This window comes from Rossellomorea sp. QJM3NY_18, from assembly GCF_056173145.1.
Genome location: NZ_CM149659.1, coordinates 3,746,681 through 3,768,629, shown reverse-complemented (window position 1 = coordinate 3,768,629; position 21,949 = coordinate 3,746,681). Strand labels below are relative to the sequence as shown.

The window sequence follows — 21,949 nt, the reverse complement described above, 5'->3', positions numbered from 1 at the left end:
ATGAACAGGGCGTGAGTTTTCACTTCATCTTTATTTTAGTAAGGGGGGCTGTCATTGTTACATGATGGTTTATGACTGAGTTTCAGGTTGGAAAAACAAGCTTGGAAAATTGATTGAAGCGGAAGGTGCTCGACTCCTGCGGGAAAAGCGGGAAGGTTGAGACCCCGCAGGGCAAAGCCTGAGGAGGCTCAACTCACGCCCCGCGGAAAGCGAGCACCTGCAGCGGAAATCAACTACCACTCACTTCATTAGGAGTGTCTTAACACAACCAAAACACCTCCCCATACCTATCCAAACTCAGCCTCCAGATGGAGTCGAATCACACTTCCCATATGAGAAAATAAGATTATAACAAATGCATTGAAACTTTTTGCCCAGCGTATCGTAAATAATAGTAGAGGAGATGATGAAGATGGAGACCAATAAGGTACTGTCAGCACTATGCTATTTTAGTATCTTTTTTGCCGGCTTCCTTTTTCCCCTGATCGTCTATTTTGTATCAGATCATCCATATGTGAAAAAGGACGCTAAATCAGCGTTTTTATCTCACTTGTTACCGGTCATAGCGGTTCCCCTTGTGTTCGCAGGTTTGGTTATGGATATGGGGGTTTTCGCAAGTGGTGCAGGATTGCCGGTTTTTACCGTCATTATGATCGGTTTAGCCATATTACTTAGTGTTGTCGTGGTCATTTGGAATGTGTATAAGGGCATCAAAGTACTTTTATAATCAATAAAGGGGATGAAAGAGTATGAATGAAGAACGTAAACGCATTTTGGATATGTTGGAAAATGGAACGATTTCGGCACAAGAAGCTGTGGCATTGCTGGAAGCACTTGAAGAAAAGCCGCATACATCCAAGCCGAAAAAAGAGAAGGATTTCCTTGATGAGTTTGTATCCATTTTTCAGGATGAAAAAAAGGGTGAAAAAGAGCACTCAACCCATTCAGGGAATCCGAAAGATAAGCTCCTTGATTTTATGAACTCGGCTCTCTCTAAGATCAAGAGTTTCGACTTCGACTTTCAATGGAATCAATCGGTAGAATTGTCCCATGTCTACCAACAGCCGAATACGGACTTTGAAAAAATCGATATCGATGTGGCCAATGGGAAGGTGGAGCTTATTCCATGGGATGGTGAGGAAGTCCGGGTGGAATGTGAAGCAAAGGTGTATCGTACGGAAGATCAAGAAGAAGCGAGAAAGCAGTTCATGGAGAATACGTCCTTTGCCATCGATGGGGATACACTTTATTACTCGACGCAATTAAAGTGGATGAAGGTGGACTCCAAGCTATATATCCCGAAACACCAGTATAAAAGGATTTCTGTCCGTTTATTCAATGGTGGGTTAAAAGCCGGGGATTTAGAGGTTCAGGACCTCCGCGCGAAGGCTGCCAATGGGAAGATCCAGATCGACCGCCTGATTACTAAGAAAGCGGAAGTCGAAACATCCAATGGTGCGATTTCCATTTTGAACGCAAAAGCAGATCATGTGGAGGCGGAATCCATTAACGGCAAGGTGCACGTTGAAGGGGATATCTCCTACTCAGATGTTCAATCCCTGAATGGAAATATCGTATGTGCACTGACTGGAGAGAAATCTGATACGGTACATGCCAAAACAGTAACGGGCAATATCGATTTGTTTGTTCCTGAAAACATCAATATTTCCGGAGAAGCCAAATCGAATTTCGGTAGTTTCAAGGTCGAACTGCAGGGTATTGATGTATTAGAGGAAAAAAATGAAGTGGTGCAGAAATCGATCCGATTCAGCCGTAAGACTGATTCAGCCGATAAGCTTCATCTTTTTGCGGAAACAAAAGCAGGATCTGTCCTCATAAAAAAACATGAACAGAAGAATGTTAATAAGGACAACGCATAAGATGAGAAAGAAGGAATAACGATGAAAAAACGATTAGCACGATCAGGGTCTGACCGAAAGCTTGCAGGGGTGATTGGAGGATTGTCCCGTTATGTAGGGATTGATTCAACGATCCTTAGGGTGATCTTCATCATCCTGCTCATTCCAACGGGATTTTTCCCTCTGGCTGTTGTATATGGTTTATTGGCCTTCGTGCTGCCACATGAGGAGGAAGCCATCAGATAATGAGATGGATTATTGGAATTTTAATCAATGCAGTGATCTTTATTGCATTAGCCGGCTTTTTTGACGGGTTTGAAGTGTCGGGGATCGGAGCGGCCATTGGAGCGAGCTTTATCCTGTCGATTCTGAATGTGCTCGTGAAACCTATTTTGATCATCCTGACATTGCCGGTCACGATTTTATCACTGGGACTGTTTCTATTTGTCATCAACGCCATCACGTTATTACTGACAGATGGACTGATGGGAAGCAGTTTTGAACTATCAGGTTTCGGCATGGCGTTTCTGGCATCAATCATTTTGTCACTTGCCAATTTGGTCATCCAGAAAGCGGTCCTCGACCCGATCAAAGAGAAATGAATGAAAAAGAACTCCGGTTTTCTCAAGCCGGAGTTTTTTTATGATCAAAAAAGGGGTTTTCTATTTTGAAATAGAAATACTTGGAAAGAGGAGGGGGTCATTTGAAAATGACAGCGGGTGTGATCAAGGGGTATGGGGAAATCGATGTACCGTACACACTATTATCTAAGGGAGTAAAGGCTGAAGGGATTGCCATCCTCTTGCCGGGGCTCGGTTACACCGTGCAGGCACCTTTGCTTCATTATTCGACAGGCATTTATCTGGAGAAAGGATATGACGTGCTGCATGTTAACTATCAATATACGGGTGCGGACTACGAAAATTTTTCTGTAGAAGAGGTGGACGATGCTTTAAAGCACGATGTGAATAAAATCATCGGTCAGGTTTTGCAGAAGCATGCCTATCCGCATATCCACATAGTGGCTAAGTCGTTCGGCACACTGGCTTTAGGTAATGAAGCAGTAAGGGAGTCCTTGCAGGATGCCAAGTTCATCTGGTTGACCCCCCTTCTGAAAGAGGATGAAATCTTTCAGGCCATGTTGGATTGTAAGCAGGAGGGGCTTTGTATCATCGGGGATGAGGATCGTCATTATGATGAGGGGCGATTCAATGAACTTAAAGGGAATCAACGCCTGGAGATGCATCTGATCAAAGGGGGCAACCATAGTCTTGAGCATGGCTTCAAGGTTCTCGATTCCATCTCCACCCATAAAAAGATCATGTCGATCATCAAAGCATTCTCAGAAGCGTAGCCGGGGCTGCGCTTTTCTTGTTGTTTTCATAAACTTTTTAACTTTTGAAGAGGTGAGTAATGGTTGATTTCCGCTGCAGGTGCTCGCTTTCCGCGGGGCGTGAGTTGAGCCTCCTCGGTCTTTGCCATGCGGGGTCTCAACTTTCCCGCAATTCCCGCAGGAGGCTCGGCCGTACGTCCGCGGAAAGCGCAGCAGTTCCCATCACCATCATGCACATGTTGGTTGACAGAGCCATAGCAGATATTATGTTATAAACGACCATTTTTGCGTAAACCATCTTCAAAAACCTTCCTTCCTATCTTAAAACCAAATCAGTATTTGTAGATAAGCAAGCCTCCTTGCGCTTTTCTCCATTATTGCTAAAATAGGTTAGAGTACGCTTATAAATGTGAAGCGGTGTAACGTGAAGGAGGAGCTACTTTTGGCTAAAGTTCGCACTAAAGATATCGTCGAGAAGTTCAATTTGGAGCTTGTCGGTGGAGAAGAAGGTTTACATAGACCGATTACGACGAGTGATATTTCCCGTCCCGGACTTGAAATGGCTGGATATTTCAACTACTATCCCGCCGAACGCATTCAATTACTGGGGAAAACCGAATTATCCTTTCTGGAATTGCTGGATGAAACAGAACGCAAGCGCAGGATGGAAGCGCTTTGTACAGATATCACCCCGGGTATCATTATTTCGAGAGACCTGGAGATACCGGATGAGCTGGTGGAAGCAGCGAATCGACATGATGTTCCTGTCATGCGATCATCCATGAAAACGACACGGTTTTCTTCAAGACTGACGAATTACTTGGAAAGTAAGCTTGCTCCTACAACGGCAGTCCACGGTGTATTGGTCGACATCTATGGGGTCGGTGTATTGATCACCGGGAAAAGCGGCGTCGGGAAAAGTGAAACCGCCCTTGAACTTGTGAAAAGAGGGCACCGCCTTGTGGCCGATGATTGTGTGGAAATCAGACAGGAAGACATGGATACGTTGATCGGCACTTCTCCTGAGTTAATCGAACATCTCCTTGAGATCCGGGGACTCGGCATCATCAATGTGATGACGTTGTTCGGTGCCGGAGCCGTGCGAAGCTACAAACGTATTACCCTGTGCATCAATCTTGAGCTGTGGGATAAAACGAAACAGTACGACCGCCTTGGACTGGAAGAAGAGAAAATGAGAATCATCGATACGGATATTACGAAATATACCGTGCCGGTCCGTCCGGGACGAAATCTTGCCGTCATCATCGAGGTTGCTGCCATGAACTTCCGCTTGAAACGAATGGGCGTCAATGCAGCCGAACAATTTACAAACCGTCTGGCTGATGTGATTGAAGACGGGGAGAATGAAGATATCTGAGCTTTACATATAATAAAAAAGGAGAGACACAATGAACGAGAATATTACGCCAATCGATCCTATTGCCATTTCCCTCGGTCCGATCCAGGTACACTGGTATGGAGTCATCATCGGACTTGGAATTGCACTGGGACTTTACTTAGTCATTCGTGAAAGCAAGCGTTTAGGTCTTCATCCCGATACCTTCATCGATTTGCTCGTCTGGGCGATTCCCATCGCCATTATTTGTGCGAGGATTTATTATGTTGCCTTTGAGTGGGACGAATATTATGCTGATCACCCTGGGGATATCATCAAAGTATGGAATGGCGGGATCGCCATCCATGGTGCGTTGATCGGATCCGTCCTCACCACGGTTGTTTTTGCAAAAATAAAAGGTTTGTCTTTCTGGAAACTGACGGATATCGCCGCACCAAGCATCATCCTCGGTCAAGCGATCGGACGCTGGGGGAACTTTGTGAACCAGGAGGCACACGGTGGTGAAGTGTCACGTGCATTCCTTGAAAGTTTAAAGCTTCCTGATTTTATCATCAATCAAATGTATATTGACGGTGCCTATTACCAGCCTACCTTCTTATACGAATCTCTTTGGAGTTTCGCAGGGGTGATCCTGCTTCTTATCTTGAGAAGAAAAGCCGACTGGCTGCGACGGGGAGAATTGTTCCTCGTCTATGTGATCTGGTATTCAATCGGGCGATTCTATGTAGAGGGGCTGAGAACGGATAGTCTGATGCTCGGGTCTTTACGGTTCGCTCAAGTGATTTCCATCGTCCTGATCATTGCCGCAATCGCTGTGTTCGTTTACAGAAGAAAAGCGGGTCTTGCCCAAAAGGCGTACGATGAAAAGACAGATACAGTGAACGCATAATAAAAGGGGAGAGGAAATTATGTGGATGTCATCTTTGAAAAATGGCGGACTCACAGGATTGAAAACAACGTGGTCGCTGGGGAAAGTCATTTTTCCCATCACGCTGATCGTCTTTTTGCTGCAATACACGCCGGTCCTGCCATGGATCATGGAGAAAATCTCGCCGTTCATGAGGTTACTCGGTCTTTCTGGTGATGCGGCGATTCCCCTTGTCCTTGGAAATTTCCTTAACCTATATGCAGGGATCGGAGGGATATTGTCCCTTGATTTAACGGTGAAGGAAGTCTTCATCATTGCGGTCATGCTGTCTTTCTCACATAATCTGTTCATTGAATCGACGGTCGCATCAAAAGTGGGCGTGAAGATCTGGCTGATTGTCACGGTAAGGATCGGACTTGCTCTCCTGTCTGCTATCATCATCAATCTCGTATGGAGCGGGGGATCTGATATTGCCAAGTATGGGGTGATGCCCCCCCAACAGGCGGAGCCCGATGGCTGGGGAGAGATCGTCTTGCTTGGCCTTGAGAAAGCTGGGTTCGGTGTCCTTCAATTGGCCCTGATCGTCATCCCTCTGATGATCATCATCCAGGTGATGAAAGATTTGAAATGGATGGACGCATTTTCCCGCTGGATGTCCCCAGCTACACGGGCCCTCGGGATGAATGAGAATACGTCGACGACGATGGTGGCGGGACTCGTCATCGGTCTCGCCTACGGGGCGGGTGTCATGATCCAGGCAGTCAAGGAAGACGGGGTCAGTAAGAAAGATGTGACGATCGCCTTCCTTTTTTTAGTGGCGTGTCACGCAGTGGTGGAGGATACCGTGATCTTCATCCCCCTCGGCATACCTGTACTGCCACTTCTTTTGATCAGGCTGGTGACTGCGATCCTTTTAACCTTGCTGGTCGCTTATATCTGGAATAAAGTTGATGCTAAGAAAGAAAAGGAGCTGCATTATGAGCAGGATTACAACAATTCTATTTGACTTGGATGGGACATTGATCAACACGAATGATCTGATCATTTCATCCTTTTTGCATACATTGAATCATTATTATCCGGGGCAATACGGGGAAGAAGACGTTCATCCATTTATGGGGCCGCCTCTTGAAGAGTCCTTCGGTGGATTGAACCCCGATAAGATGGAAGAAATGTGCGCTCACTACCGCGCCTACAATCACGAGCATCATGATTCCCTCGTGACAGAGTTTGAGGGAGTCTATGAAACCGTGAAGACCCTTTACGACAATGGATACAAATTAGCGATCGTGTCGACGAAGGTCCGTGATGTGGTATTGAAAGGATTGGATCTGATGAATCTTCGTCCATTCTTTGACGTCATCATCACCCTGGATGAGGTGGAGAACGCGAAACCCCATCCTGAACCGATCGAGAAAGCATTGGTCGCATTGGGATCTTCCCCTGGTGAAACCATCATGATCGGAGACAATCACCACGACATTTTAGCCGGGAAAAATGCAGGCGTCCTGTCGGCAGGCGTTGCTTGGAGTGCCAAGGGAAGAGAACATCTTGCACACTATGAACCGGACTTCATGCTTGAAAATATGAGGGATTTATTAGCGATCGTGGGGGCGCCGACTGCATGAGACGGACGACCCGCTATCCTGTTGAAGGAGCAAATTCCCTCTGGCATGTGTACAAAACCGTGCCATTCGGGAAGGTCGTCAAAAATTTCATCGTCATCCAGCTTGCCCGTTACACGCCATTTTTAGGAATGAAAAACTGGCTGTACAAGACGTTTCTAAGGATGAAGATCGGTGAACACACATCTTTCGCCCTGATGGTGATGCTGGATGTGATGTTTCCGGAGAAGATTTCCGTGGGACGGAACACGGTCATCGGGTATAATACGACGATCCTTGCCCATGAATATCTGATCAAAGAGTACCGCCTTGGTGAGGTGGAAATCGGATCGGAAGTGATGATCGGGGCCAACACGACGGTTTTACCGGGCGTGAAGATTGGTGACGGTGCCATCGTCTCAGCAGGAACCCTTGTACATAAAGACGTGCCGGCAGGGGCATTCGTCGGGGGGAACCCGATGAAAGTCATCTATACGAAAGACGAGTTGGCCGAAAGATGGCGGGAAGATAGCATCTATGGGTTGAATAAAGAAGAATAAGGGAAAAGGCAAAGATAGAGTGGATTCTGTCTTTGCCTTTTTTATTTTTGCGAAAAGGGCAGGAAGTAAGGCGGAATTTGTCGAATGGCAGGTATAATCAGATATTTTCTGAAAACGGCAGATAACTCAGCACCCCCTCAGCACCTTCCAACTCCAGCAGTACTCCCACCGATAGTTCCCCCCTTAAAAACGGTTGACGAATAAAAAAAGAAACGCTACACTACAAATAACTTTATTTTATTAGCACATTAGCGAACTAAAGGATTTCTGAATAATCGAGAAGTAGTAACAATCCCTCATTAAGGGAAAAATAGATGAATTAATACGCCAAAGGTGGTTCTTATGACTAAGTTATTTATGTTCGAGAAGCCATTGGGAATGAGAGATACATTTCCTGATTTATATGAGATCAAAGATCAGACGAAAAAGAAAATGGAACAGGCCATGAAACTGTGGGGTTACCGGTTCATTGAAACCCCGAGCCTGGAGTATTATGAGACCGTCGGGGAAGCATCGGCGATCCTCGATCAACAATTATTCAAGCTATTGGATCAACAGGGGCATACACTTGTGTTGAGGCCGGACATGACAGCCCCAATCGCACGGATTGCAGCATCGAAGTTATTGAAAGAAGAAGCGCCTCTCAGACTTGCCTATTCCAATTCAGTCTTCAGGGCCCAGCAGCGTGAAGGCGGGCGGCCGGCAGAATTCGAACAGGTAGGGATCGAATGCATCGGGGATGATTCCGTCAGTGCCGATGCCGAAGTGATTGCCCTTATGGTGTCGGTCCTCAAAGAAGCAGGCTTGGAGCATTTCAAGATTTCCATTGGGCATATCGGATTCGTACAGGAACTGTTCACTCAAATCGTCGGGACCGAAGAACGGGCAGACACATTAAGAAGATATTTGTATGAAAAAAATTATGTCGGCTACCGTCAGCATGTCAATGAACTGGCCCTGTCATCCATTGATAAAGAGCGGCTATTCAGGTTCCTGCAATTAAGGGGGTCAGAAGATGTGCTGGGTGAAGCGCATACCCTCCTCGAAGGAGGAAAAGGACTGGGTGCATTGGAACAGCTGAAGGATCTGTGGCGTATTTTAAAAGATTATGAAGTCGAGAAATATGTCAAATTCGACTTGAGCCTTGTCAGCCATATGAGCTATTATTCCGGCATTTTATTTGAAGTGTACGGGGAAAATGTAGGGTTTGCCATCGGAAATGGTGGACGCTACAATAAGCTCCTTGAAAAGTTCGGCAAGAATTCCGGTGCGACAGGCTTTGGGTTACGTCTTGACTACGTACTGGAAGCCATGAAGGTAGAATTATCTTCCACTCTTCAGCAATGTGTACTGTTCAGTGATGAGCGCAGGAAAGAAGCCATCAGCCTGGCGCGTGACTTGAGAAATGAAGGGGTCGAGGTTGTGTTGCAGAACTGGAAGGGTGTTGGAGATGTGGACGAGTTCACGAAGGGATTCAGCAACGTCCACTTCGTCGTGGGGCAGGACCGGAAAGGCGGTGAGACATCATGAGTTCGTTAACCATTGCCATGCCTAAAGGCAGGATATTCGAAGAAGCAGTGGAGCTATTAAGGAAAGCCGATTACAATCTTCCGCCTGAATTCGATGATTCACGTAAGCTCATCATCGAAGTGCCTGAGGAGGACTTGCGTTTCATCCTCGCCAAACCGATGGATGTCCCGACCTATGTGGAACATGGAGTCGCTGACTTAGGGATTGCGGGGAAGGACGTCATGCTCGAAGAAGAAAGGGACGTCTACGAGCTCCTCGATCTGCGAATCAGCGGATGTTACCTGGCGGTCGCGGGACTGCCGAATACGAAGATGAGTGATGTGGCGCCTAAGATTGCGACTAAATATCCGAATGTCGCTTCATCCTATTTCCGGGAACAGGGAGAGCAGGTGGAGATCATTAAATTAAACGGATCCATCGAACTGGCCCCATTGATCGGGCTTGCCGACCGCATCGTCGATATCGTCTCGACAGGCCGCACCCTGAAAGAAAACGGCCTGGTTGAATACGAAACCATCGTCGGCATCACCTCGCGACTCATCGTCAATCCTGTCAGCTACCGAATGAAAGACGAAAAAATCGAAGACCTCGTTACCCGACTCACACGCATCATCGGGTGAGAGGGACGGACCTCTCTTGTTCGAGTCCGGAATGTAGTGTTGGCAGGCATTAAAGAAGTTTTCGGGACGGATCATCGGTGAAAATCGAGGTCCGTCCCTCAAAATATAGATTACATAGGGAGACTGGTCCTGATACTAGGTCCGTCCCTCATAAAGGTTGGTGAATTCTGTGAAGATTATTAGGGATATAAGCGGGGCGTCGATTAAGCGTTCTGTGGATAGTGGTACGGAGGAGCAGCGCAGGGCGGTCCAGGGGATCATTTCTTCCGTGAAAAAAGATGGAGACAAAGCCATACGTGAGTATACAGAGACATTCGACGGAGTCCATTTAGAGAACTACAAAGTGTCTGAGAGTGAGATTGAGGAAGCTTTCTCCTCTCTCGATCCGGAAATGGTCTCCATCATTGAAGAAGCGGCTGATAATATTCGTGCCTTTCATGCACAGCAAAAGAGGTCGTCATGGTTCACGACAAATGAAGACGGAACGATGTTAGGTCAAAAGCTCACACCCCTTGATTCGGTTGGTGTGTACGTTCCGGGTGGAACTGCAGCCTATCCATCATCCGTATTGATGAATGTCCTGCCGGCAAAAGTGGCCGGAGTAAAGAGAATTACAATGGTTTCACCTCCAGACAAGGAAGGAACGTTATCTCCGGGTGTTCTCGTGGCCGCGAAGGTAGCAGGAGTGGAGGAAATCTATAAAGTCGGTGGTGCCCAAGCTGTAGCCGCACTTGCATACGGGACGGAATCCATCACACCCGTGGATAAAATAACGGGGCCGGGGAACATTTACGTCGCCTTGGCGAAACGGGAAGTGTTCGGTGATGTGGATATTGATATGATTGCCGGACCGAGTGAAATCGTGATCCTGGCAGACGGAAATCAGCGGGCAGATGAAATTGCTGCAGACCTTCTTTCCCAGGCAGAGCATGATGCGATTGCTTCAGCAGTCCTGGTGACCCCTTCATCGGCACTTGCAAAAGAGGTATCCGCTGAGGTAGAGCGTCAACTGGCTACTCTGCCGCGGGAACAGATCGCCCGTCAATCCATCCTCGATTACGGTGCCATTTATGTGACGGGAGATATAGAAGAAGGGATCAGGCTCGTCAATGAGCTCGCGGCTGAGCATTTGGAAATCTTGACGGATAAGCCCTTTGAAACGATGGCGAAAATCCGCCATGCCGGAGCAATCTTCCTTGGACGATACAGCTCCGAGCCTGTCGGGGATTACTTTGCAGGACCGAATCATGTACTCCCAACGAACGGGACAGCCCGTTTCTCAAGTCCATTGAATGTGGATGAATTCATGAAGAAGACAAGTGTCATATCCTATAGTGAAACGGCACTGGAGAAAAACTATGGGAAAATCGCTAAACTTGCCCGCTTAGAGGGTCTTGAAGCCCATGCGAGGGCTGTGGAAATACGATTCGATAAAGAGAAATAGAGAAGAGGGACGGACCTCCAAGGAGGTCCGTCCCTCCAAAAAAGGAGGACATCATGGTGAGAAGTGCAGAGATTGTGCGTAAGACGAATGAGACAGATATCCGGTTGAGTTTTGGAATCGATGGGGAAGGGAATTCGAAGATCGAGACAGGGGTCCCGTTCATGAGTCATATGATGGATCTGTTCACGAAGCATGGACAATTTGATTGTACGATTGAGGCAAACGGGGACACGGAGGTCGACGATCATCACACGACAGAGGATATCGGCATCTGCCTCGGACAAGCATTGCTTGAATCACTCGGAGACAAGAAAGGAATCAAGCGTTATGGATCGGCCATGGTCCCGATGGATGAAGCCCTGGCTCAAGTCGTGGTGGACCTGAGTAACCGTCCTCACCTTGAATTCCGTGCAGAAGAACTTCCCAGTCAGAAAGTGGGGACATTTGATACGGAGCTTGTTCATGAATTCCTTTGGAAGCTGGCCATCGAAGCAAGGATGAACCTTCATGTCATTGTGCATTACGGTCACAATACCCACCATATTATTGAAGCGATCTTCAAAGCGTTGGGACGTGCCCTGGATGAAGCGACCACGATCGATCCCCGGGTAAAAGGGGTACCATCAACGAAGGGAATGTTATGATTCATGATCGGAATTGTGGATTATGGAATGGGAAATCTGTTCAGCGTCAGTAAAGCACTGGAACGATTGAACGTCCCTTACTTTATAAGTGATGTACAAGAAGAGTTATTGAGAGCCGATGGGTTGATTTTGCCCGGGGTCGGGGCCTTTAAGGATGCCATGAGTCTCCTTGAAACCACCCATTTAAAAGAGACCATCCTGACGTTTGCGGAAAGCGGCAAGCCGCTCCTTGGCATTTGTTTAGGCATGCAGCTCCTATTTGAGGAAAGTAAGGAAAATGGAACGACGAAAGGATTGGCTCTGCTGCCTGGGGAAGTGCTTCGCATCCCGAAAGAGGACAGAGAAGGGAATGCCTATAAAGTTCCTCATATGGGCTGGAATCTTCTCCGTTACCAGAAAAGCTCTACCCTCTTAGAAGGGTTAATGGAAGGATATGTTTACTTCGTGCATTCTTATTACGTGCATGAAGGATCCAAAGACGTGATTGCGGCAAGCGCAGATTATGCGGGAGTGGAAATCCCTGCCGTCGTGAGTCGTGGCAATATTTACGGCATGCAGTTCCACCCTGAAAAAAGCGGCGAGCTTGGCATGCAGCTGTTAGAAAACTTTACAAAGCGAGTGAAGGAGAGGGTCTCATGAGTTTTACGATTTATCCAGCCATCGATATGCGGGGCGGGAAATGCGTACGATTGGTGCAAGGGGATTATAATCAGGAAACGGTGTACGGAGACTCCCCTTTCGATATGGCAAAGAAATTCGCAGGTGAAGGGGCAGAGTGGATTCATATGGTGGATCTTGACGGGGCAAAGGAAGGCACCCGGATCAATGACGAATTCGTGATTGCCGTTGCAGAAAAACTCGATGCCAAGGTTCAAATTGGAGGCGGCATCCGATCCAAAGAGGATATCCAACACTATTTGAACAGGGGTGTCGACCGGGTCATCATTGGCAGCATTGCTGTTTCCAACACGGAATTAGTGAAAGAATGGCTTCGGGAATATGGTGATAAGATTGCCATCGGACTTGACGCGAAGGATGGCTATGTGGCGACCCACGGCTGGCTGGAAACCTCTGCTCTTAAAGCCGTCGATCTTGGAAAGGAACTCGCTGAAGCCGGTGCCGAAACATTCATTTTCACCGATATTGCCACAGACGGAATGCTATCTGGTCCCAATGTTGAAGCAGTTGTGGATCTTGCCGAACAAACGGGAAAATCAGTGATTGCGTCTGGAGGCATTAGCTCACTTGAAGATCTAAAGACGTTAAAGGAATATGAATCCCGTGGTGTTTCAGGTGCCATTTGCGGGAAATCCCTTTACACAGGGAAGTTCACTGTCGGTGAGGCTGTAAACGAGGTGAGGTCATGTTAACGAAACGTATCATACCTTGCCTGGACGTAAAGGACGGCCGGGTAGTAAAAGGCATCCAGTTCGTGGAACTGCGGGATGCGGGAGACCCCGTTGAACTTGCCAAAGTATACGATGAGCAAGGTGCGGATGAACTGGTGTTCCTGGATATATCCGCCTCACACGAAGGCCGCAAAACCATGGTCGAGGTCGTTCAACATGTGGCAGCCGAATTAGCAATTCCCTTTACAGTGGGTGGAGGGATCAATTCGGTGGAGGATATGAAGGTGATCCTCCGGGCCGGGGCAGACAAGGTCTCCCTGAACACAGCAGCCGTACTTCGGCCAGAACTGGTCCGGGAAGGGGCCGATTACTTCGGCTCCCAATGTATCGTAGTGGCGATTGATGCCAAATATGACGAAGGAACCAAGGGCTGGAAGGTTTACACCCACGGAGGCAGGAAACTGAAAGATCTTGATGCCGTTGAATGGGCGAAGGAAGTAGAAGCCCTCGGAGCGGGGGAAATATTACTGACAAGCATGGACAGCGATGGAGAGAAGAAGGGTTTTAACCTGGCTCTTACAAAGGCGGTCAGCGAAGCGGTGTCGATTCCCGTGATTGCATCCGGCGGTGCCGGGAATGCCGCCCACTTTAAAGATGTGTTCACAGAAGGTAAAGCCGATGCTGCCCTGGCAGCTTCCATCTTTCACTATAAAGAAACGAGTGTAGAAGAAGTAAAAAGCTACTTACGGAAAGAAGAGGTGCACGTACGATGACAAACACTGATTGGATCACATCCGTGAAGTACGACGACAAAGGCCTTGTGCCCGCCATCGTACAGGATGCTGTAACGAAGGATGTACTGACATTAGCCTATATGAATGAAACATCACTTAAGAAAACCGTTGAGACCGGGGAAACATGGTTCTATTCCAGGTCACGCCAAGAACTTTGGCACAAGGGTGAAACGAGCGGGAATACACAAACGGCCGAGAATATCATGTGGGATTGCGATCAAGATGCCCTTCTGGTCCTCGTCACGAAGAAAGGTCCTGCCTGCCACAAGGGTGAGGACAGTTGTTTCCATGAAAAAGTCTTTGGTGAGGAGAGATTATCAAAAGAAAATATTCTTCCCACTCTTGAAAAACTCATCGAAAATCGTGAAATCGAGCGACCTGAAGGAGCATACACAACCTACCTATTTGAAGAAGGAGTCGACAAAATCCTTAAAAAAGTAGGAGAAGAAGCATCAGAAGTGATCATTGCCGCAAAAAACAGGGACAGTGAAGAGTTAAAATGGGAAGTCGCCGACCTCTTCTACCACGTCCTCGTCCTTTTAAGGGAACAAAAACTTCCACTCGAAGATGTGTTGGGTGTCCTCGTGGAACGTCATAATAAATAACACTCTTGAGGGACGGACCTTTGCGCCAGGCGCGAAGGTCCGTCCCTCAAAATATGGTAGTTTAGTACGGGTGTATTGTATGATATACTACTGTAGTTATACTATGAACGTTTCGGAGGACTTTGATGAGAAAAGGGTCAAAATTAAGTAGTGAAGAAGCGAAAGTGTTGTCTTTTGTCCCGACTGGTGAGTATTACTACAATAAAGGGATGAAAGCTTATCAACGTCGTGAACTTAAGAAATCGTTAAAATATCTAAATAGAGCATTTCAATTAGAACCGATTGAACCGATGATTGCCTGTCAATTATCGATTGTGTATACAGAACTGGGCGAATACAAGCGTTCAAATGATTTATTGCATAACATACTAGAGGATCTCGATCCTCATATGACGGAATGCCATTATTTCTTAGCCAATAACTATGCCCACCTTGGCTTATTTAAAGAGGCGTATGAACAGGTCTCCACATATCTTAATAAAGAAGAATACGGTGAATTCGTCGAGGATGCCGAAGACTTACTGGAACTTCTGGAACTTGATTCCGACTTGATTGTGGATGATCTATATGAGCATGATGAGCTCATCGTCCAACAGGAGAAAGCAAGGGAGCTCCTCGAATCCGGTCACTTTCAGAAAGCCGTGGATACCTTACAGGGGGTCATACGGGACTATCCGGAATTCTGGTCCGCTTATAATAATCTGGCCCTTGCTTACTTCTATCTGGGGGAAGTGGATAAAGCAACCGCCACTCTGGAAGAGGTGCTTGAGAAGAATCCGGGTAATCTTCATGCACTGTGCAATACGGCCGTCTTTTATTTCTATCAAAAGCGCCATGATGAGCTGGATGAATTGATCCAGGGTCTCGAGAAGGTCCGTCCCCTGCTTCATGAGCACCGTTACAAGCTTGGGGCCACGTTTGCACTTGTGGGGCATTCAAAGCGTGCGTATGACTGGTTGAAGTCCCTTCAGAAGATCGGCTTCGAAGGTGACGCGAGCTTCTATTACTGGTTGTCCTATTCAGCTTATGAAACGGGTCATGAAGATACGGCCCGCAATGCGTGGAAAAAGGTACTTGATATCAACCCTGAAAAAGAAGGGCTCGAGCCTTGGAACGACCAAAAACAGGAAGAAGGCTTTGAAAATCACGTCACATCTATTTTAAAAAAGCTTCAAAGTGAGTATACGGAAGAGAAATTATTCGGCCTATTCCTGACGTCCATCTCTGATAATCAAAGGGCCATTCTTACTCACGCAGATTTTTGTGATGTAGAGGACCTGTCGATTGTCGAGAAGGTGTATTTGGCGCAGGTATTGAATAGTAACGGCAACAGCTCGATCAAAGTAAATCAGGAAATCCAAAATATGCATCAGGTCGCCCTTCATCTATATGGCAATCATCATCCGATCACGAGCGTGGAATCCGGTTTGTTCCTGACGTGGTTCACAATCGCCTACCGGGGCATCAAAGAACGGGAAACCTTCAAGAATGCCAAAGCATTTGCAGCAGCAACAGAATTTGTCTGGAGTCGCCTGCGGAATGAAAAGGTGACGAAGAAGCAGCTTTGCGACCGGTTCGACTTATCCACGAGCACCCTGACAAAATATATAGCGGTCGTGGAAAGTTACCTTCCATGAGCATATTTTTGGACGATGTGAACGTATTTTTTATAGGATAGGTGTATAAAGTTCATACTATGGATGGATGTCATGAGCACCATTACAACCTATGGCCATAGTATTTAATGAAGAATGTGCTTACGACTGTTTCGGAAGGAGAATGTCATTATGTCTGAAGAAAAAATGTATGATGTGATCATTGTAGGTGCAGGCCCTGCAGGAATGACTGCAGCTGTTTATACGTCACGTGCAAGCCTTTCAACGCTTATGCTTGAAAGAGGAGTGCCGGGCGGACAAATGGCGAATACGGAAGAAGTGGAAAACTATCCTGGCTTCGACCATATTCTTGGACCTGATCTTTCAAATAAAATGTTCGACCATGCGAAAAAATTCGGTGCGGAATACGCATACGGAGACATCAAGGAAATCGTGGACGGCGAGGATTTCAAAATCGTCAAAACCGGTTCGAAAGAATTCAAGGCCCGTGCCGTGATCATCACAACGGGTGCAGAATACAAGAAAATCGGTGTCCCTGGTGAAAAAGAACTGGGTGGACGCGGAGTATCTTACTGTGCTGTGTGCGACGGAGCGTTCTTTAAAGGAAAAGACCTTGTTGTCGTAGGTGGAGGGGACTCTGCCGTCGAGGAAGGGGTTTACCTGACAAGATTCGCTAACAAAGTGACGATCGTTCACCGCCGCGATGAGCTCCGTGCTCAAAAGATCCTGCAGCAGCGCGCCTTTGATAACGAGAAAGTTGATTTCATCTGGAACCATACAATAAAAGAAATCAACGATAAAGACGGTAAAGTCGGAAGTGTGACCCTTGTTTCCACTGAAAATGGAGAAGAAACAGACTTCCAGGCAGATGGTGTCTTCATCTATATCGGAATGCTTCCATTGACGAAGCCATTCGCGAACCTCGGAATCATCAACTCTGAAGGATACATCGAAACAAACGAACAAATGGAAACAAAGGTACCTGGTATCTTTGCAGCCGGAGATGTCCGTGAAAAACAACTTCGCCAAATTGTAACAGCAACAGGTGACGGCAGCATCGCCGCGCAAACCGCTCAGCACTATATCGAAGAGCAAAAAGAAAAAGTCAAAAACGGTTAATGTAACGAAGCCTTACGGAAGGGAATACCTTCTGTAAGGCTTTTTTGTCTTTTGGTTTGTTAAGTTTTCTACCAAAGATAAAGGAATTAAGAATACATTGCCGAATCCTTATATAGATAATGAAAAACTTGAACTTATGTTGTTCAGCACACTAACGAGGAGGTCTCACTTTGAAAAAAACAGTCATGTTGGCTGGTCATGCCAAGCTGCCACAAGGGATGGCAGCAAGTGATATTCATCAGACTTTAACAGTGACATTAGAGACAGATTTAAAGTATTGGGTGATTTTAGATGCATCTTGCACACTTGCAACCGGTCATGCCCAAAAGTTTCTGGATCAATTATTAAAGGGACATAGTTTACTCGATGATCTTGAACCTATCATTGAAGAGATTGAGGGACATTATCACGGGAAAGCCCAATCGGCATTGGTTGCTGCAGTAAAAGATGCTTATAAACAATATCTTTACATCAACCAGAATGAAAAATTAGAATTTTCTAATAAATAATTGACAAAATTCTTATCATCTAATACACTATATTTATCAGATTACTCCTAGGAAGGTTTCCCTTCCATGATCAGTAATTTATTTCTCTAGCTATAACTAAAATAAACTGTTAAGCCTATCGGACTTCCTGTCAGAAGCCGTAAGTAGGCCGTAGCCAGTTATATCATATTCTTTGCATACGTGTGTGCAAGGATTGATATAGCTGGCTATTTTTATTGCTTAAATAAAAAGGAGGAGAAAACATGAACGTAATTCAAGAGGGTTTAAAATCTTTTACGGGTCAATACGATACATTTGAGGTGAAGGAGCATCCTTATCATCATCGGCTTTACTCCATCGAAGTGAGTAACGGGGTACTTCGCACATTTTTGGAACAGAATCAGGATGTAAATGCGCAGCAGTTGGAATATGTCCCATATATGCGATTGGTGTTGGCAGAACGGCTGCAGAAAATTGCAGGTGAAACCTTTGGGGAGACGATCCGCTCCATTTTACATGATCGAACATCCGGAGGATTCACAATTGGAATGCAGAACCAAACGGTGTCTGATCAAGATTATGTTAAATTCTCCACAGCCCTTACCCATCTAGTAGGGGGAGTCAACTTTGATGCCATGTCCAACACCTATTATGCAAGGTTCAATGTGAAAGACACGGACAGCAGTGATTCATACTTACGTCAGGCCTATCGATTATTCACGTTGCATACAGATGGAACGTTCGTAGATGAGCCTACAGACTGGTTGTTGATGATGAAGTTTGCCGAAGAAAATGCAGTCGGGGGAGAGTCAAGATTGCTGCACTTGGACGACTGGGAGGACTTAGAGAAATTCTCAAACCATCCTTTGGCGACGACGCGTATTGAATACAAAGCGCCTTCAAGTAAAAATGTGAGTAAAACAATATACAATCAAACCTTCTATGAACAAAATGGGAAGCCCTGCATCTGCTTTATTGATCAGTTCGCTTATCCTGCAACATTAGAAGAAGCAACGTATTTAAAAGAACTTTCCGACTCCATGGAGAATAGTGCCGCTACAATTGCGCTACCTCTTCCAATAGGGGATATTGTCATGATTAATAATCACTTTTGGCTCCATGGAAGGGCGGCATTTGAGAAAAATCCAAACTTATATCGTGAATTATTAAGACAAAGAGGTTACTTTGCAAAAGTATAAGAGTGGCTGTCACTAGGAGGGAAAAGGATGAAAGATATTATTGTCATTGGAGGAGGCATTGTTGGTTTATCAACGGCTTTCTCATTAAGTAAGCGTTTCCCTCAAGCGAATCTTGCTGTGTTAGAAAAAGAAAGCGGCTGGGCCAGGCATCAAACGGGAAATAACAGCGGCGTGATCCACTCAGGGATCTATTACAAACCTGGGAGCTTAAAGGCGAAGTTTGCAACCGAGGGCAACAGACAGATGATTCAGTTCTGCAGGGAACATGGGGTGGATTATGATCAATGTGGAAAAGTGATTGTTGCTACCAAACAATCCGAACTGTCATTGTTAGAAAATTTATTTCACCGGGGGATGGCAAACGGACTGGACATTTCTATTATAGGTGAGGAACAGATCAAGGAAGAAGAACCTTATGTGAAAGGGATAAAAGCGATAAAGGTACCACAGGCTGGAATTGTGGATTACAAACAAGTGTGTGAGAGGATGGTACAATACTTAGAAAAACGTGGGGCAGAACTGCATTTAAACACAGAAGTCAAAAAAGTGCTTGAGCATGATCAGAACGTGGAAATTGTGACAAACGATCAAACTTTCCAGACAAGTTATGTAGTGAATTGCACGGGTTTGCACAGTGATCGGGTGACAAAAATGGCTGGAGTCGAAATTGATTTGCAAATAGTCCCGTTTCGTGGGGAATATTACGAGTTAATACCTGAAAAGCATCACCTTGTAAAAAATTTGATATACCCTGTGCCTAATCCGGACTTTCCATTTCTGGGCGTGCATTTCACAAGAATGATCGGTGGCGGGATCGAAGCCGGTCCGAATGCTGTGCTTAGTTTGAAAAGGGAAGGATACAAAAAGACAGATATCGATGTGAAGGACCTTTCTGAAGTGATGAAGTATAAAGGATTCTGGAAATTGGCCTCAAAGTATTGGAAAGAAGGCGCCAAAGAAATGTGGCGTTCTTATAGTAAAAAGGCATTTGTCAAAAGTCTTCAAGAGCTGATCCCTTCCGTACAGGAAAAAGATCTTGTGCCAGCTTCTTCAGGTGTCAGAGCTCAGGCACTTCAATCAGATGGAACATTGGTCGACGATTTCTTCATAGTTCCAGGTAAACGAAGCATTCACGTTTGCAATGCCCCCTCACCTGCAGCTACTGCATGTTTACCTATAGGAAAAGCTATTGCTGATAAAGTCCCTGAACTTGAAATGAGTCCAAGGATATTTATCCATTCTTAAGCCGCAACTCCTAAACGCAGGGCCCTATTTATATAACGGGGTCCTGTTTCTTTTTCCCGCCTTCATCCTTTCTTCCTATATGCCATTACTCATAGATTGATAGATAGGGGAGGTATTTCGGGATTTTTGGAGAAATAAGAAGAAATACAACTAAGTTTATCGAAATTTACTTGTTAATTGAAAGGTGGGGGTTGTCGTGAGTACCGAATTATCCGAATTAGAACAAGTCACACAGGAATTAAAAGAGCTAAGGACGTTGAATCGTGAACTAGAGGCGATTATTGAAAGCTCATACGATGTCATCTACATTACGGATAAAAATGGAGTGACCCTTAAAACGAACTCTGCAATAGAACGGATTACAGGTATCCCAAAAGAATACTATATAGGCAAAAGTGTGGAGGCTCTGATGAAAAGGGGAATTCTAAAGAGTTCCGTCACACAGAAGGTAATCGAACAAAAGCGATCGGTTTCTACAATTCAATATAATTACTCAGGGAAAGAAACTCTGATCACGGGTAATCCAGTCATCAATGATGATGGTGACATAGAAAAAGTAGTCACCAACATAAGGGATTTATCGGAACTGAATGAGTTGCAAACGGCATTAAAAAAGGCGAATGAATTAAATGATAGCTACAAAAAGGAAATTGAACGATTAAAAGGGGTAACCAAAAGAGCCGGAGATGTCGTGATTGCAAGCCATCAAATGAAACTGATTTTTGAGATGGCAGAACGCATTGCCGATGTGGATGCCACAGTATTGATTTTAGGTGAAACGGGTGTAGGGAAAGATGTATTGGCTAAATTCATTTATAGCCAAAGTATACGGGCTAAGCAGGGGGAGTTCATTAAACTTAATTGTGGGGCCATTCCTCCCGATCTTTTAGAGTCAGAGCTATTCGGATATGAAGGTGGAGCATTTACAGGGGCGAATTCCAATGGAAAGCCGGGAATGCTCGAGCTTGCAGATAACGGGATTCTATTTCTGGATGAAGTGGGTGAATTATCGTTAGCATTGCAAGTGAAGCTCTTAAGGACACTTCAAGAAAAAGAGATACGACGCGTGGGAGCCACCAAATCAAAGAAAGTGAATGTACGGATCATTGCCGCCACGAATCGTAATTTGAAAGAGATGGTGCAAAATGGTGAGTTTCGTGAAGACTTGTATTATCGCTTAAACGTCATCCCTATAGCGATTCCCCCATTGAAGGGGAGAAGAGATGATATATTGCCGCTGATTCAGCTGTTTTTACATCAGACAAATCGCAAATACGAAAAAGATAAAACAATCAATGTAAAACTGAACGAATTCTTTTACCGCTACAATTGGCCTGGAAATGTCAGGGAACTATCCAATCTGATTGAACGAATGGTCCTGACGACGGAAGAACAAGAATTAACCGTAAGAAATCTGCCTATAGAATATAAAGAGTCTCATAATTCAAGTTTGGCATTCACCGAGCTGATGACACTGAAAGAAGCGGTAGAAATAGCTGAGGAAAAAGTATTGTCGCTTGCTGTTAAAACATGTCATACCACATACGAAATAGCAAAGGCCTTAGGGACGAGTCAACCTACAATAGTAAGAAAATTAAAAAAATATAGATTGAATGTAAGAGAATAAAACATTCCATAGGGCTCAGTCTTCCGTTTACGTCCTCACTGATAAAACAGTACCGCATTGGGCATTAGTGAGAGCCAGGATAACAGTC

24 protein-coding genes are annotated in these 21,949 nt (G+C 45.6%); all 24 read left to right on the top strand.

What is annotated here, in order from left to right; genetic code table 11:
* Positions 1 to 412 precede the first annotated feature (412 nt).
* On the top strand, positions 413 to 727 hold the full coding sequence (locus tag AC0VXY_RS19545; RefSeq protein WP_061810170.1) for a magnetosome magnetite crystal formation protein family: 315 nt from the start codon (positions 413 to 415) through the stop codon (positions 725 to 727).
* Between the two features lie 22 nt (positions 728 to 749).
* Complete coding sequence (locus AC0VXY_RS19540) at positions 750 to 1,880, top strand: DUF4097 family beta strand repeat-containing protein (protein ID WP_475526232.1); 1,131 nt, start codon at positions 750 to 752, stop codon at positions 1,878 to 1,880.
* A gap of 21 nt (positions 1,881 to 1,901) precedes the next feature.
* Positions 1,902 to 2,105: a PspC domain-containing protein gene (locus tag AC0VXY_RS19535; protein WP_475526231.1), complete on the top strand. Its 204-nt coding sequence runs from the start codon at positions 1,902 to 1,904 to the stop codon at positions 2,103 to 2,105.
* Positions 2,105 to 2,461, top strand: a complete 357-nt coding sequence (locus tag AC0VXY_RS19530) for a phage holin family protein (RefSeq protein WP_435989257.1) — start codon at positions 2,105 to 2,107, stop codon at positions 2,459 to 2,461. The genes AC0VXY_RS19535 and AC0VXY_RS19530 overlap by 1 nt, the downstream gene beginning before the upstream one ends.
* Positions 2,462 to 2,562: 101 nt before the next feature.
* Positions 2,563 to 3,213 (top strand): alpha/beta hydrolase, encoded by a 651-nt coding sequence (locus AC0VXY_RS19525; RefSeq protein ID WP_475526230.1) that lies wholly within the window; start codon positions 2,563 to 2,565, stop codon positions 3,211 to 3,213.
* Between the two features lie 421 nt (positions 3,214 to 3,634).
* Complete coding sequence (gene hprK, locus AC0VXY_RS19520; protein ID WP_435989259.1) at positions 3,635 to 4,570, top strand: HPr(Ser) kinase/phosphatase; 936 nt, start codon at positions 3,635 to 3,637, stop codon at positions 4,568 to 4,570.
* Between the two features lie 31 nt (positions 4,571 to 4,601).
* A complete protein-coding gene (gene lgt, locus AC0VXY_RS19515; RefSeq protein WP_475526229.1) occupies positions 4,602 to 5,438 on the top strand; it encodes a prolipoprotein diacylglyceryl transferase in 837 nt (278 codons plus the stop codon).
* Between the two features lie 19 nt (positions 5,439 to 5,457).
* Positions 5,458 to 6,423, top strand: coding sequence for a nucleoside recognition domain-containing protein (locus AC0VXY_RS19510; protein ID WP_475526228.1), 966 nt, complete (start codon positions 5,458 to 5,460; stop codon positions 6,421 to 6,423).
* Positions 6,395 to 7,045 (top strand): pyrophosphatase PpaX, encoded by a 651-nt coding sequence (gene ppaX, locus AC0VXY_RS19505; RefSeq protein ID WP_475526227.1) that lies wholly within the window; start codon positions 6,395 to 6,397, stop codon positions 7,043 to 7,045. The genes AC0VXY_RS19510 and ppaX overlap by 29 nt, the downstream gene beginning before the upstream one ends.
* Positions 7,042 to 7,581, top strand: coding sequence for an acyltransferase (locus tag AC0VXY_RS19500; protein WP_060672556.1), 540 nt, complete (start codon positions 7,042 to 7,044; stop codon positions 7,579 to 7,581). Before ppaX ends, AC0VXY_RS19500 begins: the two co-directional genes overlap by 4 nt.
* A 342-nt stretch (positions 7,582 to 7,923) precedes the next feature.
* Positions 7,924 to 9,111, top strand: a complete 1,188-nt coding sequence (locus AC0VXY_RS19495) for an ATP phosphoribosyltransferase regulatory subunit (RefSeq protein ID WP_475526226.1) — start codon at positions 7,924 to 7,926, stop codon at positions 9,109 to 9,111.
* Positions 9,108 to 9,731, top strand: a complete 624-nt coding sequence (hisG, locus tag AC0VXY_RS19490) for an ATP phosphoribosyltransferase (RefSeq protein ID WP_034764282.1) — start codon at positions 9,108 to 9,110, stop codon at positions 9,729 to 9,731. Before AC0VXY_RS19495 ends, hisG begins: the two co-directional genes overlap by 4 nt.
* A gap of 169 nt (positions 9,732 to 9,900) precedes the next feature.
* Complete coding sequence (gene hisD, locus AC0VXY_RS19485; RefSeq protein WP_475526225.1) at positions 9,901 to 11,175, top strand: histidinol dehydrogenase; 1,275 nt, start codon at positions 9,901 to 9,903, stop codon at positions 11,173 to 11,175.
* Positions 11,176 to 11,231: 56 nt separating this feature from the next.
* Positions 11,232 to 11,819, top strand: coding sequence for an imidazoleglycerol-phosphate dehydratase HisB (gene hisB, locus AC0VXY_RS19480; protein WP_475527907.1), 588 nt, complete (start codon positions 11,232 to 11,234; stop codon positions 11,817 to 11,819).
* A 3-nt stretch (positions 11,820 to 11,822) separates the two neighbouring features.
* Positions 11,823 to 12,458 (top strand): imidazole glycerol phosphate synthase subunit HisH, encoded by a 636-nt coding sequence (gene hisH / locus AC0VXY_RS19475; protein ID WP_435989264.1) that lies wholly within the window; start codon positions 11,823 to 11,825, stop codon positions 12,456 to 12,458.
* Positions 12,455 to 13,189 (top strand): 1-(5-phosphoribosyl)-5-[(5-phosphoribosylamino)methylideneamino]imidazole-4-carboxamide isomerase, encoded by a 735-nt coding sequence (hisA, locus tag AC0VXY_RS19470; protein ID WP_475526224.1) that lies wholly within the window; start codon positions 12,455 to 12,457, stop codon positions 13,187 to 13,189. The genes hisH and hisA overlap by 4 nt, the downstream gene beginning before the upstream one ends.
* Positions 13,183 to 13,941: an imidazole glycerol phosphate synthase subunit HisF gene (hisF, locus tag AC0VXY_RS19465; RefSeq protein ID WP_475526223.1), complete on the top strand. Its 759-nt coding sequence runs from the start codon at positions 13,183 to 13,185 to the stop codon at positions 13,939 to 13,941. The genes hisA and hisF overlap by 7 nt, the downstream gene beginning before the upstream one ends.
* Entirely contained in the window at positions 13,938 to 14,567 is a 630-nt protein-coding gene (hisIE, locus tag AC0VXY_RS19460) for a bifunctional phosphoribosyl-AMP cyclohydrolase/phosphoribosyl-ATP diphosphatase HisIE (protein WP_475526222.1), read from the top strand. Before hisF ends, hisIE begins: the two co-directional genes overlap by 4 nt.
* Before the next feature lie 125 nt (positions 14,568 to 14,692).
* Positions 14,693 to 16,204 carry a tetratricopeptide repeat protein gene (locus AC0VXY_RS19455; RefSeq protein ID WP_475526221.1) on the top strand — a complete coding sequence of 504 codons (1,512 nt, stop codon included), beginning with the start codon at positions 14,693 to 14,695 and terminating at the stop codon, positions 16,202 to 16,204.
* A 150-nt stretch (positions 16,205 to 16,354) separates the two neighbouring features.
* The gene (trxB, locus tag AC0VXY_RS19450; protein WP_435989269.1) at positions 16,355 to 17,302 is read left to right on the top strand and encodes a thioredoxin-disulfide reductase; all 948 of its coding nucleotides are present in this window, start codon (positions 16,355 to 16,357) and stop codon (positions 17,300 to 17,302) included.
* Between the two features lie 170 nt (positions 17,303 to 17,472).
* Complete coding sequence (locus tag AC0VXY_RS19445; protein ID WP_435989270.1) at positions 17,473 to 17,811, top strand: DUF3870 domain-containing protein; 339 nt, start codon at positions 17,473 to 17,475, stop codon at positions 17,809 to 17,811.
* A gap of 242 nt (positions 17,812 to 18,053) precedes the next feature.
* Complete coding sequence (gene glaH / locus AC0VXY_RS19440; RefSeq protein ID WP_475526220.1) at positions 18,054 to 18,989, top strand: glutarate dioxygenase GlaH; 936 nt, start codon at positions 18,054 to 18,056, stop codon at positions 18,987 to 18,989.
* 27 nt (positions 18,990 to 19,016) lie between these two features.
* Positions 19,017 to 20,234, top strand: coding sequence for an L-2-hydroxyglutarate oxidase (gene lhgO / locus AC0VXY_RS19435; protein WP_475526219.1), 1,218 nt, complete (start codon positions 19,017 to 19,019; stop codon positions 20,232 to 20,234).
* Positions 20,235 to 20,430: 196 nt separating this feature from the next.
* Complete coding sequence (locus AC0VXY_RS19430) at positions 20,431 to 21,861, top strand: sigma-54 interaction domain-containing protein (RefSeq protein ID WP_475526218.1); 1,431 nt, start codon at positions 20,431 to 20,433, stop codon at positions 21,859 to 21,861.
* The last annotated feature ends 88 nt before the right edge of the window (positions 21,862 to 21,949 follow it).

What these genes read in the sequence shown, in the direction of transcription:
- AC0VXY_RS19545 (WP_061810170.1), top strand. Translation starts at nt 413, where the DNA reads ATGGAGACCAATAAGGTACTGTCAGCACTATGCTATTTTAGTATCTTT.
- AC0VXY_RS19540 (WP_475526232.1), top strand. Translation starts at nt 750, where the DNA reads ATGAATGAAGAACGTAAACGCATTTTGGATATGTTGGAAAATGGAACG.
- AC0VXY_RS19535 (WP_475526231.1), top strand. Translation starts at nt 1,902, where the DNA reads ATGAAAAAACGATTAGCACGATCAGGGTCTGACCGAAAGCTTGCAGGG.
- AC0VXY_RS19530 (WP_435989257.1), top strand. Translation starts at nt 2,105, where the DNA reads ATGAGATGGATTATTGGAATTTTAATCAATGCAGTGATCTTTATTGCA.
- lgt (WP_475526229.1), top strand. Translation starts at nt 4,602, where the DNA reads ATGAACGAGAATATTACGCCAATCGATCCTATTGCCATTTCCCTCGGT.
- AC0VXY_RS19510 (WP_475526228.1), top strand. Translation starts at nt 5,458, where the DNA reads ATGTGGATGTCATCTTTGAAAAATGGCGGACTCACAGGATTGAAAACA.
- ppaX (WP_475526227.1), top strand. Translation starts at nt 6,395, where the DNA reads ATGAGCAGGATTACAACAATTCTATTTGACTTGGATGGGACATTGATC.
- AC0VXY_RS19500 (WP_060672556.1), top strand. Translation starts at nt 7,042, where the DNA reads ATGAGACGGACGACCCGCTATCCTGTTGAAGGAGCAAATTCCCTCTGG.
- AC0VXY_RS19495 (WP_475526226.1), top strand. Translation starts at nt 7,924, where the DNA reads ATGACTAAGTTATTTATGTTCGAGAAGCCATTGGGAATGAGAGATACA.
- hisG (WP_034764282.1), top strand. Translation starts at nt 9,108, where the DNA reads ATGAGTTCGTTAACCATTGCCATGCCTAAAGGCAGGATATTCGAAGAA.
- hisH (WP_435989264.1), top strand. Translation starts at nt 11,823, where the DNA reads ATGATCGGAATTGTGGATTATGGAATGGGAAATCTGTTCAGCGTCAGT.
- hisA (WP_475526224.1), top strand. Translation starts at nt 12,455, where the DNA reads ATGAGTTTTACGATTTATCCAGCCATCGATATGCGGGGCGGGAAATGC.
- hisF (WP_475526223.1), top strand. Translation starts at nt 13,183, where the DNA reads ATGTTAACGAAACGTATCATACCTTGCCTGGACGTAAAGGACGGCCGG.
- hisIE (WP_475526222.1), top strand. Translation starts at nt 13,938, where the DNA reads ATGACAAACACTGATTGGATCACATCCGTGAAGTACGACGACAAAGGC.
- AC0VXY_RS19455 (WP_475526221.1), top strand. Translation starts at nt 14,693, where the DNA reads ATGAGAAAAGGGTCAAAATTAAGTAGTGAAGAAGCGAAAGTGTTGTCT.
- trxB (WP_435989269.1), top strand. Translation starts at nt 16,355, where the DNA reads ATGTCTGAAGAAAAAATGTATGATGTGATCATTGTAGGTGCAGGCCCT.
- glaH (WP_475526220.1), top strand. Translation starts at nt 18,054, where the DNA reads ATGAACGTAATTCAAGAGGGTTTAAAATCTTTTACGGGTCAATACGAT.
- lhgO (WP_475526219.1), top strand. Translation starts at nt 19,017, where the DNA reads ATGAAAGATATTATTGTCATTGGAGGAGGCATTGTTGGTTTATCAACG.